Raw genomic sequence first — 17,555 nt, forward strand, 5'->3', positions numbered from 1 at the left:
GGGCATGAGGCTCTCGTCCCACGCCGGGACCCGCTCCCGGACCGCGACCGTCCTCGCTCCGGTTCTCGCGGCGGCGCTGCTCGCCGCGTGCGTCCCGGACAACGTGGCGCTCCCCTCGGGGACCGAGCACCTGCCCTCGACGCAGGTGACTGCCGCGCCGCGTAGCGACTTCTGCCCGGTCGCCGTGCCACAGAGCTGGCAGGACGCGGTCCGGGACGGTCGTCTGCCGCGGGAGCCCGGGGAACGGTGGGTCGGGCTCACCCCGGCGCCGGACGGCCGCTCCGTGTTCGCCACTGTGGAACGCGACGGTCTCCCGAAGGTGCTGGTCAAGCAGGAGCGCAACGGCGACCGGCGGATCGTGGCCACCATGCCGGACCTGTTCACCTTCCCGCTGCTCGCGGACTTCGACGGGCGTTGGCTGGTCTACGCGCGCACCGACATTCGCCGGGCCGCGCCGCACGGGAGTGGTGGCGCCGAGGTCTTCGCCTGGGACGCGCAGACGGGGGGTGAGCCGCGGCAGGTCACCGGCACCGTGCAGGGTGCCCGTCCGTTCCATCTGTACGACGGGAAGCTCGCCGTGACCCGGGTCGTCGACGAGTACCAGACCGAGCTGGCGGTGCACGATCTGGCAACCGGAACGGCCCGCAGGGTGGCCGTCGGCCGGGTGAGCGCCATCGGGTTCCGCGGCCCCGACCTGCTCTGGTACGACTGGTCGAGACGCCGCCTGAACACCCTCCGTTCGAGCGGGAGCACGACTGCCCTGCAAGCGCCCTTCCTGGGCCGCGTCGAAGCGCCGGACATGACGACCGACGGCCGCACCATGGCCTGGATCTCCCCGGGCGACGGTGAGCTGAACGTCTGGCGGTCGGACTGGAAGGGATCCGTCCGGATCCTGTCGACGGCGTTGCCCACCTCGGCACCGGCGTCCGGCGGGCCCTCCGTCCCGCCGGACCCCGCGCCCCCGGCCGGCGGCCCCGTGAGCCGGGTCGCCCGGCCCGCAGTCGTCAACGACCTGGTCGTCTTCGAGTACAACCTGGGCTGGTACGTGGCCGACCTGCGGACCGGCTCGTACGCCCGGCTCACAGCGGACGACGCCGGGGCGGCGGTCTCGGGCCCGGCGCTGCTGATGGATTTGGACGACAGCTCCGTCCCGGCGGAACGGCACGCGTACTCACTGCTGCTCCTGGACCGGCTGCCGCCGCTGCCGGCATGCCCGTGACGTACCACGGGCATGCCGGCAGCGGTCAGGCGACGACCGAGACCATGCGGCCCTTCACCACGATCACCTTGCGCGGCTCCTTACCGGCCAGCGCGCCGGCCACCGCCTCCAGCGCCGCCGCGCGGACGGTCTCCTCGGTCGCGTCGGCCGGCACCTCGACCCGGCCGCGGACCTTGCCGTTGACCTGCACCGGGTACGTGACCGACTCGGCCACCAGCAGAGCCGGGTCGGCGACCGGGAAGTCCGCGTACGTCAGCGATTCCTCGTGGCCCAGCTTGCGCCACAGCTCCTCGGCCATGTGCGGGGCGAACGGGGCGACCATCAGCACCAGCGGCTCGGCCACCTCACGCGGGGTCTCCGCCAGCCGGGTCAGGCCGTTGGTCAGCTCGATCAGCTTGGCGATGGCGGTGTTGAACCGGATGCCGTCCATGTCGGCGCGGACCCCGTCGATCGCCTTGTGCAGCAGCCGCCGGGTCGCCTCGTCGGCCGGCGCGTCGGTGACCCGCAGCTGGCCGGTCTGCTCGTCGACGACTGTGCGCCAGACCCGCTGCAGGAACCGGTACGAGCCGACGACCGCCCGGGTCTCCCACGGGCGGGACACCTCCAGCGGGCCCATCGACATCTCGTACACCCGGAACGTGTCCGCGCCGTACGCCGCGCACATGTCGTCCGGGGTGACGACGTTCTTCAGCGACTTGCCCATCTTGCCGTACTCGCGCCGGACCTCGGTCTCGCCGTGGAACCAGCGGCCGTCGACCTCCACGACCTCCTCGGCGGGCACGTAGGCGCCGCGCGGGTCGACGAACGCGTACGCCTGGATCATGCCCTGGTTGAACAGGCGGCGGAACGGCTCGAACGACGAGACGTGACCCAGGTCGTACAGCACCTTGTGCCAGAAGCGCGCGTACAGCAGGTGCAGCACGGCGTGCTCGGCGCCACCGACGTACAGGTCGGTGCCACCGCAGTCGCCGTCGCGGCGCGGGCCCATCCAGTACGCCTCGTTCTCCGGGTCGGCGAAGCGCTGCGAGTCGGTCGGGTCCAGGTAGCGCAGCTCGTACCAGCAGGAGCCGGCCCACTGCGGCATCACGTTGGTCTCGCGGGTGTAGCGCCTGGGCCCGTCACCCAGGTCCAGCTCCACCTCGACCCAGTCGCGCCGCCGCGACAGCGGGGTCTCCGGGTTGCTGTCGGCGTCCTCCGGGTCGAACGTCTTCGGCGAGAAGTCCTCCACCTCGGGCAGCTCGACCGGCAGCATCGACTCGGGCAGCGCGATCGGCGCGCCGGACTCGTCGTAGACGATCGGGAACGGCTCGCCCCAGTAGCGCTGCCGGGAGAACAGCCAGTCGCGCAGCCGCCAGGTGACCGCGCCGGCGCCGTGGCCGTTCGCCTCCAGCCACTCGATGATGCGGGCCTTGGCGTCGGCCACGCCCAGGCCGTCCAGGTCGATGCCGCGCTCCGGCGCGGCGCTGTTGATCGCCGGGCCGTCCCCGGTGTACGCCTTGCCGGCGAAGCCCTCCGGCGGCTGCACGGTCCGCACGATCGGCAGCTCGAAGACCTCGGCGAAGTCCCAGTCCCGCTCGTCCTGCGCGGGTACCGCCATGATCGCGCCGGTGCCGTACCCGGCCAGCACGTAGTCGGCGATGAAGATCGGGATCTGCCCGCCGGTCGCCGGGTTCGTCGCGTAGGCGCCGACGAAGACGCCGGTCTTCTCCTTGCTGTCCGCCTGCCGCTCCACGTCCGTCTTGGCCGCGGCGGCCTTCCGGTACGCCTCGACGGCCGCACGCGGACCGGCGTGCCCACCGGTCCAGGCGTCCCGGGTGCCCTCCGGCCAGGCGGCCGGCGTCAGCACGTCGACCAGTTCGTGCTCGGGCGCCAGCACCATGTAGGTGGCGCCGAAGACGGTGTCCGGCCGGGTCGTGAACACGCGCACCGGGGCCGCGTCGGTCGGGAAGTCGATGTGCGCGCCGGTCGACCGGCCGATCCAGTTGCGCTGCTGCAGCTTGATCGGCTCCGGCCAGTCCAGCGTGTCCAGGTCCTCCAGCAGCCGGTCCCCGTACGCGGTGATCCGCATCATCCACTGCTTCAGGTTGCGCTTGAAGACCGGGAAGTTGCCGCGCTCGGAGCGGCCGTCGGCGGTGACCTCCTCGTTGGCCAGCACCGTGCCCAGCCCCGGGCACCAGTTCACCGGCGCCTCCGAGACGTACGCCAGGCGGTGGTCGTCGACGATCTTCCGCCGCTCCCCCACGGACAGCTCGGCCCACGGCCGCCCGTCCGGGGTGGCGCGGGTGCCGCCCTCGAACTCGGCGATCAGCTCGGCGATCGGGCGGGCCTTCTTCTCGTCCGTGTCGTACCAGGAGTTGAAGACCTGCAGGAAGATCCACTGGGTCCAGCGGTAGAACTCGGTGTCGATGGTCGCCACCGAGCGCCGCTCGTCGTGGCCCAGCCCCAGCCGGCGCAGCTGCGCCCGGTAGCGCTCGATGTTCGCCACTGTGGTGGTCCGGGGGTGGGTGCCGGTCTGCACCGCGTACTGCTCGGCGGGCAGGCCGAACGCGTCGAAGCCCATCGCGTGCAGCACGTTGCGCCCAGCCATCCGCTGGTAGCGGGCGTAGCAGTCGGTGCCGATGTAGCCCAGCGGGTGGCCGACGTGCAGGCCGGCGCCGGAGGGGTACGGGAACATGTCCAGCACGTACAGCTTCTCGGCGCCCGCGCGCGGATGACCCGGGTCGGCCAGCGGGCCGACCGGGTTCGGCGCGTGGAAGGTGCCGTCCCGCTCCCAGGTGTCCTGCCAGCGGTGCTCGATCTCGTCGGCCAGGGCGGCGGTGTACCGGAACGGGGGAATGTCGGTCGCCGGTGCGGCTGCCTCACTCATGGCGTCTCCTCGGCGCGGATCAATTCGAAAAATATGGGAGGTCTGCTGCGGGCACAAAAAAGCCCCTCGCGCAGGAGGGGCGGCCGTGCTGTCGCGCTTCAGCGCATCAACACGGCTCGGTAAGAAGCAGGAAGAACCTGGCCATGCACGGCAGTGTACCTCGCCCGCCGGCCGCTCGGCGCGCCCGTTCCGGGTCGGCGGCCGATCCCCCGGTCCGGCGAATATTCCGGGCGTAACCGACCGACCACCTGCGGGAGTCGGCGATAACGACAAACATGGTTAGCCTGAGAGGCCAGTGAGATTAATGCGGCAGACGAGGCTCGGCGTCGCGAACCCAACGGCGGGTCCAGGTGCTCTATACAGAGCTGCCGTCCAGGCGACGAGGAGGAGGCCCGTGACACAACAGACCTGGGACGAGGTGGGCGGTCTGCTGCCGCACGACGAGTTCCGTGCCGCCAGCGAGGCCATCGTGGCCAACATCGAGCAGGTCATCGAGGGCAAGACCGCCACCGTCCGGCTCGCCCTGGCGGTGCTGCTGGCCGAGGGCCATCTGCTCATCGAGGACGTGCCCGGCGTCGGCAAGACCAAGCTCGCCAAGGCGATGGCGCGTTCCATCGACTGCTCGGTCCGGCGGATCCAGTTCACCCCCGATCTGCTTCCCAGCGACGTCACCGGCGTCAGCGTCTACAACCAGGAGACGCACGACTTCGAGTTCCGCCCCGGCGCGGTCTTCGCCAACCTGGTGGTCGGCGACGAGATCAACCGGGCCTCGCCGAAGACCCAGTCGGCGCTGCTGGAGTGCATGGAGGAGCGGCAGGTCACCGTCGACGGCGTCACCTACCAGCTGCAGACGCCGTTCATGGTGATCGCGACGCAGAACCCCATCGAGATGGAGGGGACGTACCCGCTGCCCGAGGCGCAGCGGGACCGCTTCACCGCCCGCATCGCGATGGGCTACCCCGACCCGCGGGCGGAGCTGGCCATGCTCGACGGGCACGGGGCCACCGACCCGCTGTCGGCGCTGCGCCCGGTCTCCGACGCGGCCACCGTCCGCCGGCTGATCGGCCACGTCCGGCAGGTGCACGTCGCCGACGCGGTCAAGCAGTACGCGATCGACCTGGTCACCGCCACCCGGGAGGCGCCGGACCTGCGTCTGGGGGCGTCCCCGCGGGCCACGCTCCAGCTGCTGCGCACCGCCCGCGCGGTGGCCGCCCTGGAGGGTCGCGACTACGTGCTGCCGGACGACCTCCAGGTTCTCGCGGTGCCGGTGCTGGCGCACCGGATCATCCCGACCGCCGACGCCCAGCTGGCCCGGCGCACCACCGACGCGATCGTCGCCGAGCTGGTGCACCGCCTGCCGCTGCCGCACGACCGGCAGCGCTCGCCGTACGACACCCGGCCCGGCAGCGGCAACGGCCGCGGGCCGTACGAGCCGCGGAGGCCGTGACGTGCGCGACGGCCTGCGTGGGCTGACCACCCGCGGCCGCTCCTTCCTGGCGGCCGCGGTGGCCGCCGCGATCTCCGCCGGCATCCTGGGCGAGAAGGACCTGCTCCGGGTGGCCGTCCTGCTCGCCGTGCTGCCGCTGCTGGCCGCCGCGTACGTCGGGCGCAGCCGGTACAAGCTGGCCTGCAACCGGTCGCTGGAGCCGCACCGGGTGCCGGTCGGGGCCAGCTCCCGGGTGGTGCTGCGGCTGCAGAACCTGTCCCGGCTGCCCACCGGCACGCTGCTGCTGGAGGACCGCCTGCCGTACGCGCTGGGCAGCCGCCCCCGGGTGGTGCTGGAGCGGCTCGGCGCGCACCAGGCCAGCTCCGTGGCGTACACCGTCCGGGCGGACGTGCGCGGCCGGTACGAGGTGGGCCCGCTGGTGATCCGGCTGACCGACCCGTTCGGGCTGTGCGAGCTGACCCGCTCGTTCCCCAGCACCGACCACCTCACGGTGATCCCGCAGGTCACTCCGTTGCCGTCGGTGCGGCTACCAGGTGAGTACGCCGGCAGCGGCGACAGCCGGGCCCGCTCCGTGGCGGTGCACGGCGAGGACGACGCCGCCACCCGGGAGTACCGGATGGGCGACGACCTGCGCCGCGTGCACTGGAAGTCCACCGCCCGCACCGGCGAGCTGATGGTGCGCCGCGAGGAGCAGCCGTGGGAGAGCCGCGCCACGGTGGTGCTGGACACCCGGGCCGGCGGGCACCGGGGCGAGGGGCCGACGGCGAGCTTCGAGTGGGCGGTCTCGGCGGCCGCCAGCATCGCCGTACACCTGCGCCAGGCCGGCTACAAGCTGCGCCTGGTCACCGGCAACGGCGCCGACGTCGCGGCGACCGAGGCCGGCGGTGAGGGCCTGCTCCTGGACCAGCTCGCCGACGTGCACCTGGACCGGCGCGGCGAGATCACCACGCTGGTGCAGCAGGTCCGGCAGCGGGCCGACGGCGGCCTGATCATCGCGTTGCTCGGCACGCTCGGCGCCGCCGAGGCGGAGCTGCTGGCCGGGTTGCGCGGCAACGGCGCGACCTGCGTGGCGTTCCTGCTCGACAGCAACACCTGGCTGAACCTGCCGCCGAAGGCCCGCACCGAGGCGGAACGGGCGCACGGCGCCGCCGCGCTCGCGCTGCTGCAGAGCGGCTGGCGGGTCATCGGGGTGGAGCACGGCAACCGTCTGCCGGCGCTGTGGCCGCAGGCCGGGCGCGGATCGCAGGGATTCGCGCTGCGGGCGGCCCTGGCCGAGACGGTCGCCGGAGGCATGCGATGACCGGAAGGAATCTCCCGTGACCCCCCATCGCAACATCGGGTTCGTCGCCGCGGCGGCGACCCTGCTGGCGGCGGCCCCGCTGTCGGCGATCTTCGAACGCTGGACGTGGCTGATCCAGGCCACCATCGTGGTCGCCGTGGTGGCCGGCTCGGCCGCGTTGAGCCGGCTGGCCCGGGCGCCGCTGTGGGGCCAGGTGCTGGCGATGCTGGCCGGCCTGACCCTGGGCCTGACGTGGATCTTCCCGAGCGGCGCCGAGCTGCTCGCGTTCATCCCCACCCCCGGCACGTTCGCCCACTTCGGCGAGCTGACGCAGACGTCGCTGGAGGACATGCGCTCGTACGGCGTCAAGGTGCCCGACGTCGACTCGCTGCTGTTCCTCGCGGTGCTCGGCATCGGCGCGGTCGCCGTGGTGGTGGACGTCCTCTCGGTCGGGCTGCGCCGGCCGGCGCTGGCCGGCCTGCCGATGCTCGCCATCTACTCGGTGCCGGTGGCGGTCTACCTGGACAGCGTCCCCGCCACCCCGTTCGTGGTCGGCGCCGCCGGCTACCTGTGGCTGCTGGTCACCGACAACGTCGACCGGGTACGCCGGTTCGGCCGCCGGTTCACCGGCGAGGGGCGCGACGTCGACGTCTGGGAGGCGTCGCCGCTGGCCGCGGCGGGCCGCCGGCTGGCAGTGGTCGGCGTGGCGGTGGCGGTGGCGCTGCCACTGGCCGTGCCCGGGATGACCGGCGGGCTGATGAACAACGTCGGCGCCGGGCCCGGTGAGGGCAACGGCCGGCCCGGCCAGGGTGGCAGCCCGGGCCGGATCGACCTGTTCGCGGCGCTCAGCGGCCAGCTCAACCAGAGCGAGGAAACCGAGCTGGTCAAGGTCAGCACCAGCGAGCCGAGCCCGTTCTACCTGCGTCTCGCCGTGGTCGACGACCTGCGGCCGGGCGGCTTCCAGGCGCGCGTGCCCACCGGGCGGCCGGTCACCCGCGGCCTGCCCGACCCCGGCGAGCGCACCCCGCGCGGCGTCGAACGGCAGCGCTACCGGGCCACCGTCGAGGTGTCGAAGAACCTGAACATGCCGCTGCTGCCGGTCTACGCCGATCCGGTGAAGGCGGACGACCTCAACGGCAACTGGCTGTACGACTCGAGCCAGCAGATCGTCTTCTCCAACCGGGAGAGCGCCCGCGGCAAGAACTACTCGTTCGAGTACGTGCGCTCGACGTTCAGTCCGGCGGCGCTGCGCGCCGCCCCGTCGCTGCCCGCGGACAGCCAGGTGATGCGGCAGCTGACCGACCGGCCGTCGGTCCCGGCCGTCGAGGAACTCGTCGACGAGCTGGTGGAGGGCAAGTCGAACGACTACGACAAGGTCCGCGCGATCTACGAGTACTTCTCGGTGGAGAACGGCTTCACCTACTCGCTGTCCACCCGCGACGGCAGCAGCGGGGAGGACATCACCGACTTCCTCGCCACCAAGGTCGGCTACTGCCAGCAGTACGCGGCGGCGATGGCCTGGCTGGTCCGGGCCGCCGGTATTCCGGCCCGGGTCGCCGTCGGCTTCACCAACGGCAGCAAGTCCGACGGCGGCACGTACGTGCTGACCAACCGCAACCTGCACGCATGGACCGAGGTCAACTTCGGCAACGGGATCGGCTGGGTGCCGTTCGACGCCACCCCGGCGGCGAGCGTGCAGGGTTCGGTCCGCTCCGCCTGGGCACCGGACACCGACGCCCCCGAGGAGGTCGCCCCGTCACCCGGCAGCACCGTCGCTCCCGGCGCGGCCGACCCGTCGGCCGGCCCGAACGAGGCGGACCGGCTCGACAAGGACACTGACCAGGGTCTGACCCTGGGTGGGAGTGACCCGGCCGAGCAGAACCCGGTGTGGCCGTGGTGGCTGGCCGCGGCGCTGGCGCTGCTGGCGCTGTTCGCCGTACCGGCCCTGCGCCGCTCCACCCTGCGCCGCCGCCGGCGCGTCCGGGTCCGGGCGCCCTCGGCGACCGCGCTCGCGGTGCCGGGCCAGCGGGGCGAGACACGGGAGGTCGTCGTCGGCGTGGACGCCGAGTCCGCCCGCGCCGACGCGCACGCCGCCTGGGACGAGCTGCTCGACACGCTGGTCGACTTCCACGTCCGGGTGGACCGCACGGAGACCCCCCGCGCGACCGCCGAGCGGCTGGCCCGGGAGGCGCTCGCCGAGAACGGCGACGCCGCGACCGGGGTACGGCTGCTGGGCCGGGCCGAGGAGCGGGCCCGGTACGCGCGGGATCCGCTTGCCGGCGCGGAGTTGCAGCCGGCGCTGCGGATGGTCCGGGGCGCGCTCGCGGCCGGGGCGGACCGCCGCACCCGGCTGCTGGCCGCGCTGCTGCCCCCGTCGGTGCTGCAGCGCTGGCGCACCGCCCTGGCCGAGCAGTCGGAGCGGATCGTCACCACGAGCGGGCAGGCCCGGACGCAGATGCTGCGCTGGAGCCCACGCCGCCTGTTGGCGGGCCGCACGGCCCGCTGACCCGTTCCGCCCGCCGGCGCTCCCCCGCCGGCGGGCGGCCCCTCTCCCCTCCCCCTCCCCCGCCCCCGCCCCGGCCTCCCGCCCCTCCCTCCGGCCCCGTTGATCAAGGAGTTCGTGTCTCCGCGAGGCCGAATTCCGCCCGCAAACTCCTTGATCACCGACTGCTCAGTGGGCTGGCGGGGGGCGCTTTGAGATCTTGGTAGGAAACGGCCCCTATAAGGGCCTTTTCGTACCAAGATCTTTGCGTTTCCCGCGCTTTGGAAGATCCATCTCTGTCCGTGGACCATTGGGAGCCGGCACGGGTCGACTGGGCGAAGCCTGAACCAGTGGCCAGCGGGCGGCGGGCGGCGGCGCGGAAACGGCTGGCCGCCGACGAACCGGGTCGGCGGCGACTGCCGCCGCTCACCCTGCACATCGGAACAGGCAATGGCCCGAACGCGATCAAGGGAAGGTGTCGAGCGGATCGAAGACAGGCGTCGTCGCGGGAGGTGACAGGTGACTTCGAAACGCGACGGGGCGAGTGCCGGAGCCGGCGCGGAAGCAGCCACCGAGCGACTGCGGGAAACCAAGTCGGCCGCAGGTCGGGAGCGAGATGATGATCGACTGCGAAGCGCCGGCCGGCGGACCGCGGAGAGACGTCAGCGCTTCGAACTGTCACTGGTGCGCGGAGAGGGCGGGACTCACGCCGCGGCCGGGAAGCCCAGGGGGCCACCGCCACACTGGCCGGTACCGACGACGTCAGCGTGCACGGCGCGATCGACCGCTGCGCGCACCGGCTGCCGTGGAGCGGGCACGACGAAGCGAGCGCCGACGGGCGTCGCCGCGACATCCGCCCCGGTCAGGGGCGGAGCGCGGTCAGCGGTGTCCCTCCGGGCGCTGCCGCCAGCGGTCCTCCATCCGGTCGAGGAAGGAGCCCCGGCGGCCACTGCTGCGGCCACGGGGACGACGCCGGCTCGTTGTGCCGCCGACCACGTGCAGGTCGGGCGACTGGGATCGGCGGTGCGACTGCACCGCGTAGCCCAACGAGGCCAGCATGACGACGAAACCCGCCACGGCCACCGCGGGAATCTTGATCACGGCACCATAGATCAACAGGGCCAGACCAGCGACGACCACGCCGGCAGCGACGAGCACGCGACGCCGCGCGTGGAAACGCGGGTCGCTGGCGCGCACGGCCGAGGCGAACTTGGGGTCCTCGGCAAGCGACCGCTCGATCTGCTCGAACAGCCGCTGCTCGTGCTCCGAGAGCGGCACGGCACTCCTCCCCGGTCACGTTGGTCGGCCCGGGCGGGCCGACAGACCGTGGCAGCCAACCGGCTGCTTACCCGCAAGTCTACGAGGGCCCCCGCGCGTCGGAAAGCGGGACGACCTACGGCCGGGTCGGTTTTTCGACTGGCCGGGTATCGCGACGGCTGAGAAGACTGGCCGGACCTATGACGGACCGCCCGAATCGGGCAGCCGCCGCGTCGGCCGCCGCCTCCGCCTCACGCCAGCCACGCTCGGGCGCACCGAGGGTGAGCTGCTGCGGGGTCTCCCCCGCGGGGGCGAGACCTTCCATCCGGACACCGACCAGCCGAACCGGCTCGCCGGGGGCGAGGGCCTCCCACAGCGCCCAGGCGGTGTCGAACATCTCCCGGGCGGTGTCGGTGGGCACGGGGAGCGTGCGGGAGCGGCTGATCGTCCGGAAGTCGGCGAAACGGACTTTGAGCGACACGGTACGGCCCACCTGCCCGGCCGCCCGCAGCCGGGCGCCGGCCTTGTCGGCGAGCGCGAGCAGGGACCGCCGGATCTCGTCCGGGTCGCTCACGTCGGTGTCGAACGTGACCTCCGCGCCGATCGACTTCTCCACGTGTTCCGGCGAGACCCCGCGCGGATCGCGGCCCCACGCCAGCTCGTGCAGGTGGGCGGCGGACGCCTCCCCCACGGCCCGGCGCAGCAGGCCGGCCGGCGCCTCGGCCAGGTCGCGTACGGTGCGCAGGCCGAGCCGGCGCAGCGCGTCAGCGGAGCGCTCCCCCACGCCCCACAGGGCGGAGACCGGCAGCGGGTGCAGGAACTCCAGCACCCGGTCGGCCGGGACCACGAGCAGGCCGTCGGGCTTGGCCCGGGTGGAACCCAGCTTGGCCACGAACTTGCTCGGCCCCACCCCCACCGAACAGGTCAGCCTCTGCTCCTCGGCGACCCGCCGGCGGATCAGCCGGGCGATGGCGGCGGGCGGCCCGAACAGCCGGCGGGCGCCGGCCACGTCGAGGAACGCCTCGTCCAGCGACAGCGGCTCGACCAGCGGCGTGACGTCCCGGAAGATCCGCATGACCGCCCGCGACGCCTCGGTGTAGGCGGTGAAGTCGGGCGGAAGGTAGACCGCGCCGGGACAGAGCGCCCGGGCGCGGGAGGTGGGCATGGCGCTGCGGACGCCGTACCGCCGGGCCTCGTAGCTGGCGGAGCTGACCACCCCGCGCGGGCCGACGCCGCCCACCACCACCGGCCGCCCGCGCAGCTCGGGGCGGCGGCGCACCTCGACCGAGGCGTAGAACGCGTCCATGTCGACGTGCAGGATGGTGCAGCCGGTGTCGTCGGCGTCCGCCCCGAAGCGCGGGTCACCGCCTCGGGGCAACGACTGGCTGCGGCCCATGTCAGCAGGCTAGCCCGGCGGTCCGACAACCCACCGCGCCACCCGGTCAGCCCCGGATCACCAGCAGCGGGATGGTCATCTCGGCGGCGGTGTCCGCGCCGTGGTACGCCACCAGCCGCGACGCCATCGGCGGCTCGGAGCGGGTGGCGACCACCGCGTACGTGTCCCGGCACACCACCACCACGTCGCCGATCCGGGTCAGGTGCGCCTCCGGCACCGGCCCGAACCAGCCGGTCGCCACCGCCTCGGCCCGGGTCAGCACGTGCGCGGCCGGGCCCAGCAGCTCGGTCCAGGCGGCCATCACGTCGGCCTCGGCGCCCGGCTCGGCGTGCAGGTAGCGGACCCGGGGCTCACCGGCGACCACCCGTACCCCGGCGCGCAGCCGAGGGTCGGCGTCCAGGTCGATCCGGTGCCCGGCGGGCACGTCGAGCTGGCCGTGGTCGGCGGTGACCAGCAGCGCGGCGTCCGGCGGCAGCCCGTCCACGAGCCGGGCCAGCAGCGTGTCCACATCGGCGGCGGCCAGCCGCCAGGGCTCGGAGTCGACGCCGCTGAGGTGCCCGTGCCGGTCCAGGTCGGGGTGGTACCCGGAGACGAGCGCGGGCCCGTCCCCGGCGGCCAGCGCCGCCAGCATCCGCGCGGCCAGCGCGTCGGCGCCGGCCGCGCCCCGGTAGTCGCCGCCCCGGTTGGCGGCGAGCGTCAGACCGCTGCCGGCGAACTCGGGACGGCTGACCACTGTCACCGCGATCCCGGCGGCGCGGGCCCGCTGGTACCAGGTGGGTACCGGCTGCCAGCTCACCGGGTCGGGGTCGCCGGCCCAGTCGACGTGGTTGAGCACCCGGTCGGTGCCGGGCACCCGGACGGTGAAACCGAGCACGCCGTGCGCGCCCGGCGCGGTGCCGGTGCCGAGGCTGACCAGGCTGGTCGGAGTGGTGGACGGGAAGCCGGTGGTGAGTGGCCGGCCGGTGGTGGCGGCCAGTCCGGCGAGCGTCGGGGCGTACCGGGCGGCGGTGGGGATCTGGTACCAGCCGAGGCCGTCGACGAGCAGCACCGCGATCCGGCGTACCCCGTCCAGCCTCGGTGTCAGGCCGAGCCGGTCGGCCGCACCTGGTACGCCGAGCACCGACAGCGCGCTGGGCAGCACGTCGGCCAGGCTGCCGCCGTCGTAGCGGGGCGGAACCCGGTCCAGCGGGCCAGGAGCCGGGCCGGTCATGCCGGGCGGCGGGCGAACAGGTGCAGTTGAGCGGCGAGATCACGGTACGGGGGCCGGGCCGCGAGCGCCCGTTCCAGCTCCACCAGGGCGGCCGGCTGCCCGTCGGCCACGGCGGCCGGAAGCAGGTCGGCGAGCACCCGTACCCCGTGGATCTCCTCCACGGCGAGGCCGGCGGCGGTGAGCAGCGCGCCCGCGTCGGCGGCGTCGTAGCGGCGGCGCAGCGTGTCCCGGCGGCCGGTGGTGCCCTGCGGGTCGGCGGCCAGCGCGGCGGCGGCGTCCAGTTGCCCGTTCATCGCTCGGCCGAACACGGCGGCGGCCCGGCCGGCGACGAGCACGCTCGCCGCGCCGCCCGGTCGCAACGCGGTGACCAGCGCGGAGACCACCGGTTCCGGCTCGTCGACGACTTCGAGGACGGAGTGGCAGAGCACCAGGTCCACGGTGGCCGGTTCGACCAGACCGGCGAGCGCGTCGGCGTCGCCCTGCGTCGCGCGTACCCGGTCGGCGACCCCGGCCTCGGCGGCCCGGCGGGTCAGCGCGGCGAGCGCGTCGGGGCTGGCGTCGACAACTGTGACCCGGTGACCGGCCTCGGCGAGCGGGACGGCGAAGCCGCCGGTCCCGCCGCCGACGTCGAGCACGGAGAGTCGTTCGCCGGCCCGCCGGTCCAGCTCGGCCCGGAGCACCGACCAGATGACGGCGGTGCGGGGGGTGAGGGTTCGGATCTGCTCCACGCGCCGAGCCTAGTCACCCCCCGGCCCGGGTTCAGGACTCGCCGCCGCCGGCGGGGTCGTCCTCGGCGCGGGAGCGCTCGGTGTTGGCCACCGGGCCCTCGGTCACCTGGTATTCCCGCGGCTCGGCCTCGTGGGTGGGCGCCCAGTCGGCGCCGAGGCGGGTCCGTCGGGCGTTGGCTACGCCACCGGCGTACGTGCGGTGAAAGGTCATCGGTTCATCCCCCATACCCCGGGTGAGCCACTCTGCCCACCCGCGTCGGGAGTCTCCCGCCTCCGGCTCCCGGAAACCGTAATGTGGATCACTCCATCAACGGAAATCCCTGGATGCCGGTGTGACGGGGGGCTCGATCGCGTCCAGCCGGTCCGCGGTGAGGTTCGTGACGCCCTCGTGCCGCTGCAGCCGGCCCCGCACCACCAGTGCTCCACTGGTGCGGGCGATTCGACGGTAGCGCTGCCACAGCCCCGGGGAGCAAGTGACATTCAGCATTCCGGTCTCGTCCTCCAGGTTGAGGAACGTGACGCCGCCGGCGGTCGCCGGGCGCTGCCGGTGGGTGACGATCCCGCCGACCCGGATCCGCCGCCCGGGCGGCACCTGGCCGAGCCGGGCGATCGGCACCGCGCCCAGCGCGTCGAGCCGGTCCCGGATGAACCGGGCCGGGTGGCTCTCCGGGGACAGGCCGGTGGCCCAGACGTCGGCGACCAGGCGGTCCACCGCGGCCATGCCGGGCAGGGTGGGCGGGTCCGCGCCGGTCACCGTGCCCGGCAGCCGGCCGGGCCGGTCCTGGGCCGCCGCGCCGGCGGCCCAGAGGGCCTGGCGCCGGGTCAGCCCGAAACAGGCGAAGGCGTCGGCGGTGGCCAGCGCCTCCAGCTGCGCGGCGGTGAGACCGACGCGGCGGGCCAGGTCCGGCATGTCCCGGTACGGCCCGTGCGCGGTCCGCTCCGCCTCGATCCGCTCGGCCGCGTCCTCGCCGACGGTACGGACGCTGCCCAGCCCGAGCCGTACCGCCGGGCCGCCCAGCCCCCAGGCGTGCGGCGGCTCGCCCGGCACGCTGCCCCACCGGGTTTCCGGCGTGGACTCCAGCACCGCCTTGGCGCCGCTGGCGTTGATGTCCGGCCGGCGCACCTCCACGCCGTGCCGGCGGGCGTCGTCGGCGAGCGTCTGCGGCGAGTAGAAGCCCATCGGCTGGGCGTTGAGCAGCGCGGCCAGGAACGGGCCCGGGTGGTAGCGCTTGAGCCACGAGCTGGCGTACACCAGGTAGGCGAAGCTCATCGCGTGGCTCTCCGGGAAGCCGTAGCTGGCGAACGCGGTGAGCTTGCGGTAGACGTCGTCGGCCAGCTCGCCGGTGATGCCCCGCTCGGCCATCCCGGCGTAGAGCCGGTCGGCGATCTGCGCCATCCGTTCCACCGACCGTTTCGCCCCCATCGCGCGGCGCAGCTGGTCGGCGCCGGCCGCGTCGAACCCGGCCAGGTCGATGGCGAGCTGCATGAGCTGCTCCTGGAACAGCGGCACGCCGAGCGTCTTCTCCAGCGCGTTGCGCATCAGCGGGTGCGCGTACGTCACCGGCTCCTGGCCGTTCTTGCGCCGGATGTACGGGTGCACCGAGCCGCCCTGGATCGGGCCGGGCCGGATCAGCGCCACCTCCACCACCAGGTCGTAGAACTCGCGCGGCTTGAGCCGGGGCAGCGTGGCCATCTGGGCACGGCTCTCCACCTGGAACACGCCCACCGAGTCGGCCCGGCAGAGCATGTCGTAGACCTCGGGGTCGTCCAGGTCCATGTCACCGAGGTCGAGGCTGGACCCGATCAGGTCGTAGCCGTAGTGCAGCGCCGACAGCATGCCGAGGCCGAGCAGGTCGAACTTGACCAGGCCGACGGCGGCGCAGTCGTCCTTGTCCCACTGGAGCACGCTGCGGCCGGGCATCCGGCCCCACTCCACCGGGCACACCTCGATCACCGGCCGGTCGCAGATCACCATGCCGCCGGAGTGGATGCCCAGGTGCCGGGGGAACGTCTGCAGCTCGTTCGCGTACGCGACCACCTGCTCGGGGATGTCCGCCACGTCGACCGCGGCGACCGAGCCCCACCTGTCGATCTGCTTGCTCCAGGCGTCCTGCTGGCCGGGCGAGAAGCCGAACGCCTTCGCGACGTCGCGCACCGCCGACCGGGGCCGGTACGAGATGACGTTGGCGACCTGGGCGGTGTGCTCCCGGCCGTAGCGGGCGTAGACGTGCTGGATCACCTCCTCCCGGCGGTCGGACTCGATGTCCACGTCGATGTCGGGCGGGCCGTCGCGTTCCGGGGCGAGGAAGCGTTCGAACAGCAGCCGGTGCCGGACCGCATCCACGTTGGTGATGCGCAGCGCGTAGCAGACCGCCGAGTTGGCCGCCGACCCCCGGCCCTGGCAGTAGATGTCCTGCGCGCGGCAGAACGCGACGATGTCGTAGACCACCAGGAAGTAGCCGGGGAAACCGAGGTCCTCGATCATCCGCAGTTCGTGCTCCAGTTGCGCGTACGCCTCCGGATGCGCCTCGGGCGGGCCGTAGCGCTCGCGGGCGCCGTCCATGGTCAGCCGGCGCAGCCAGCTCATCTCGGTGTGCCCGGGCGGCACCGGGTACGCCGGCAGCTTCGGTGCCACGAGCTGCAGGTCGAAGGCGAGTTCCGCGCCGTACTCGGCGGACCGCGCCACCGCGCCCGGGTACGCGGCGAACCGCGCCGTCATCTCCGCGCCGCTGCGCAGGTGGGCGGTGGCCGCAGCGGGCAGCCAGCCGTCGATCTCGTCGAGGCTGCGCCGGGCCCGGACCGCCGCGACGGTGGTGGCCAGCCGCCGCCGGCCCGGGGTGGCGTAGTGCACGTTGTTCGTGGCCACCGTGGGCAGCCCGGCTGCGGCGGCCAGCTCGGCGAGCGCGTCGTTGCGGTCGGCGTCGACCGGGTGGCCGTGGTCGGTCAGCTCCACCGCCACCGTCTCCGCGCCGAACAGCGCGGTGAGCCGGTTCAGCTCGCGGGCCGCCGCGTCGACGCCCTCGGTGAGCAGCGCCGCAGGCACGTGCCCCTTGCGGCAGCCGGTGAGCACCAGCACGTGGTCGCGCAGCTCGGCGGCGATCTCCTCCAGCTCGCCGTAGACCGGGCGGCCCTTCTCCCCGCCGCGCAGCTGGGCCCGGGAGATGGTGGCGGCCAGGCGCGCGTACCCCTCGTGGCCGTGCGCGAGCACCAGCAGGTGCCGGCCGAGCGGGTCGGGTTCGCCGTTCTGCGGGCCGGGCAGCCCGAGGGAGAGTTCCGCGCCGAAGATCGTCGGCAGCCGCAGCGCGCGGGCCGCCTCGGCGAAGCGCACCACGCCGTAGAAGCCGTCGTGGTCGGTGACGGCGAGCGCGGTGAGCCCCAGCCGGGCCGCCTCCTCGGCCAGTTCCTCCGGGTGGCTGGCCCCGTCGAGGAAGCTGAAGTTGGAGTGCGCGTGCAGCTCCGCGTAGGGCACCACGCCGTCCGGCCGGTCCAGCTCCGGCGGCTGGTATTCCTGGCGCTTGCGGCTCCACGCCGGTGAGTCGCCGCCGTCGGCGTCGACCGCGAGCGGGTCGACCACGTGCAGGTGCCGCTCGCCCGTGGCCCGCCCGGAGAGCACCTGCTCCAGCTTGGACCAGGGCATCTTCGGGTTGTGGAAGCTCACCGGCACCTCCCCC

Annotated in this window: 11 protein-coding genes; 4 read left to right on the forward strand and 7 right to left on the reverse strand. The window is 73.8% G+C overall.

All coding sequences use genetic code 11. The annotated features are described in order from the left end of the window. Window positions 1-4 precede the first annotated feature (4 nt). Complete coding sequence (locus MicB006_RS17295) at window positions 5-1,219, forward strand: hypothetical protein (protein WP_116507468.1); 1,215 nt, start codon at window positions 5-7, stop codon at window positions 1,217-1,219. Between the two features lie 25 nt (window positions 1,220-1,244). On the opposite strand, the gene leuS is transcribed toward MicB006_RS17295, so the two are convergent. Next, on the reverse strand, window positions 1,245-4,085 hold the full coding sequence (leuS, locus tag MicB006_RS17300) for a leucine--tRNA ligase (RefSeq protein ID WP_116507470.1): 2,841 nt from the start codon (window positions 4,083-4,085) through the stop codon (window positions 1,245-1,247). A gap of 394 nt (window positions 4,086-4,479) precedes the next feature. On the opposite strand from leuS, the gene MicB006_RS17305 reads away from it, so the two are divergent. Genes MicB006_RS17305 through MicB006_RS17315 form a run of 3 tightly spaced genes read left to right on the forward strand, consistent with a single transcriptional unit; the run spans window position 4,480 to window position 9,317 of the window. Then, window positions 4,480-5,532, forward strand: a complete 1,053-nt coding sequence (locus tag MicB006_RS17305; protein WP_116507472.1) for a MoxR family ATPase — start codon at window positions 4,480-4,482, stop codon at window positions 5,530-5,532. A 1-nt stretch (window position 5,533) separates the two neighbouring features. Continuing rightward, window positions 5,534-6,832: a DUF58 domain-containing protein gene (locus MicB006_RS17310; RefSeq protein ID WP_116507474.1), complete on the forward strand. Its 1,299-nt coding sequence runs from the start codon at window positions 5,534-5,536 to the stop codon at window positions 6,830-6,832. Between the two features lie 16 nt (window positions 6,833-6,848). Next, on the forward strand, window positions 6,849-9,317 hold the full coding sequence (locus tag MicB006_RS17315) for a DUF3488 and transglutaminase-like domain-containing protein (protein WP_116507476.1): 2,469 nt from the start codon (window positions 6,849-6,851) through the stop codon (window positions 9,315-9,317). Between the two features lie 855 nt (window positions 9,318-10,172). Here MicB006_RS17315 and MicB006_RS17325 read toward each other — a convergent pair. The 6 genes from MicB006_RS17325 to MicB006_RS17350 all read right to left on the reverse strand — a co-directional run bounded on the left by MicB006_RS17325 (window position 10,173) and on the right by MicB006_RS17350 (window position 17,542). Then, complete coding sequence (locus MicB006_RS17325; protein ID WP_030500228.1) at window positions 10,173-10,571, reverse strand: DUF3040 domain-containing protein; 399 nt, start codon at window positions 10,569-10,571, stop codon at window positions 10,173-10,175. A 115-nt stretch (window positions 10,572-10,686) separates the two neighbouring features. After that, window positions 10,687-11,946 carry a DNA polymerase IV gene (locus MicB006_RS17330; RefSeq protein WP_116507478.1) on the reverse strand — a complete coding sequence of 420 codons (1,260 nt, stop codon included), beginning with the start codon at window positions 11,944-11,946 and terminating at the stop codon, window positions 10,687-10,689. Window positions 11,947-11,992: 46 nt separating this feature from the next. After that, a complete protein-coding gene (locus MicB006_RS17335) occupies window positions 11,993-13,156 on the reverse strand; it encodes an alkaline phosphatase family protein (protein ID WP_116507480.1) in 1,164 nt (387 codons plus the stop codon). Further along, the gene (locus MicB006_RS17340) at window positions 13,153-13,884 is read right to left on the reverse strand and encodes a methyltransferase domain-containing protein (protein ID WP_116507482.1); all 732 of its coding nucleotides are present in this window, start codon (window positions 13,882-13,884) and stop codon (window positions 13,153-13,155) included. The genes MicB006_RS17335 and MicB006_RS17340 overlap by 4 nt, the downstream gene beginning before the upstream one ends. Before the next feature lie 31 nt (window positions 13,885-13,915). After that, a complete protein-coding gene (locus MicB006_RS17345; RefSeq protein WP_073831023.1) occupies window positions 13,916-14,095 on the reverse strand; it encodes a hypothetical protein in 180 nt (59 codons plus the stop codon). A gap of 96 nt (window positions 14,096-14,191) precedes the next feature. Beyond that, window positions 14,192-17,542 (reverse strand): error-prone DNA polymerase, encoded by a 3,351-nt coding sequence (locus MicB006_RS17350; protein WP_116511505.1) that lies wholly within the window; start codon window positions 17,540-17,542, stop codon window positions 14,192-14,194. Window positions 17,543-17,555: the final 13 nt, after the last annotated feature.

The organism is Micromonospora sp. B006 (assembly GCF_003408515.1).
Lineage (GTDB): Bacteria > Actinomycetota > Actinomycetes > Mycobacteriales > Micromonosporaceae > Micromonospora > Micromonospora echinospora_A.

Bases quoted from the DNA above. Each gene is read 5' to 3' on its own strand.
- MicB006_RS17295 (WP_116507468.1), top strand. From the start codon at position 5: ATGAGGCTCTCGTCCCACGCCGGGACCCGCTCCCGGACCGCGACCGTC.
- leuS (WP_116507470.1), bottom strand. From the start codon at position 4,085: ATGAGTGAGGCAGCCGCACCGGCGACCGACATTCCCCCGTTCCGGTAC.
- MicB006_RS17330 (WP_116507478.1), bottom strand. From the start codon at position 11,946: ATGGGCCGCAGCCAGTCGTTGCCCCGAGGCGGTGACCCGCGCTTCGGG.
- MicB006_RS17335 (WP_116507480.1), bottom strand. From the start codon at position 13,156: ATGACCGGCCCGGCTCCTGGCCCGCTGGACCGGGTTCCGCCCCGCTAC.
- MicB006_RS17345 (WP_073831023.1), bottom strand. From the start codon at position 14,095: ATGACCTTTCACCGCACGTACGCCGGTGGCGTAGCCAACGCCCGACGG.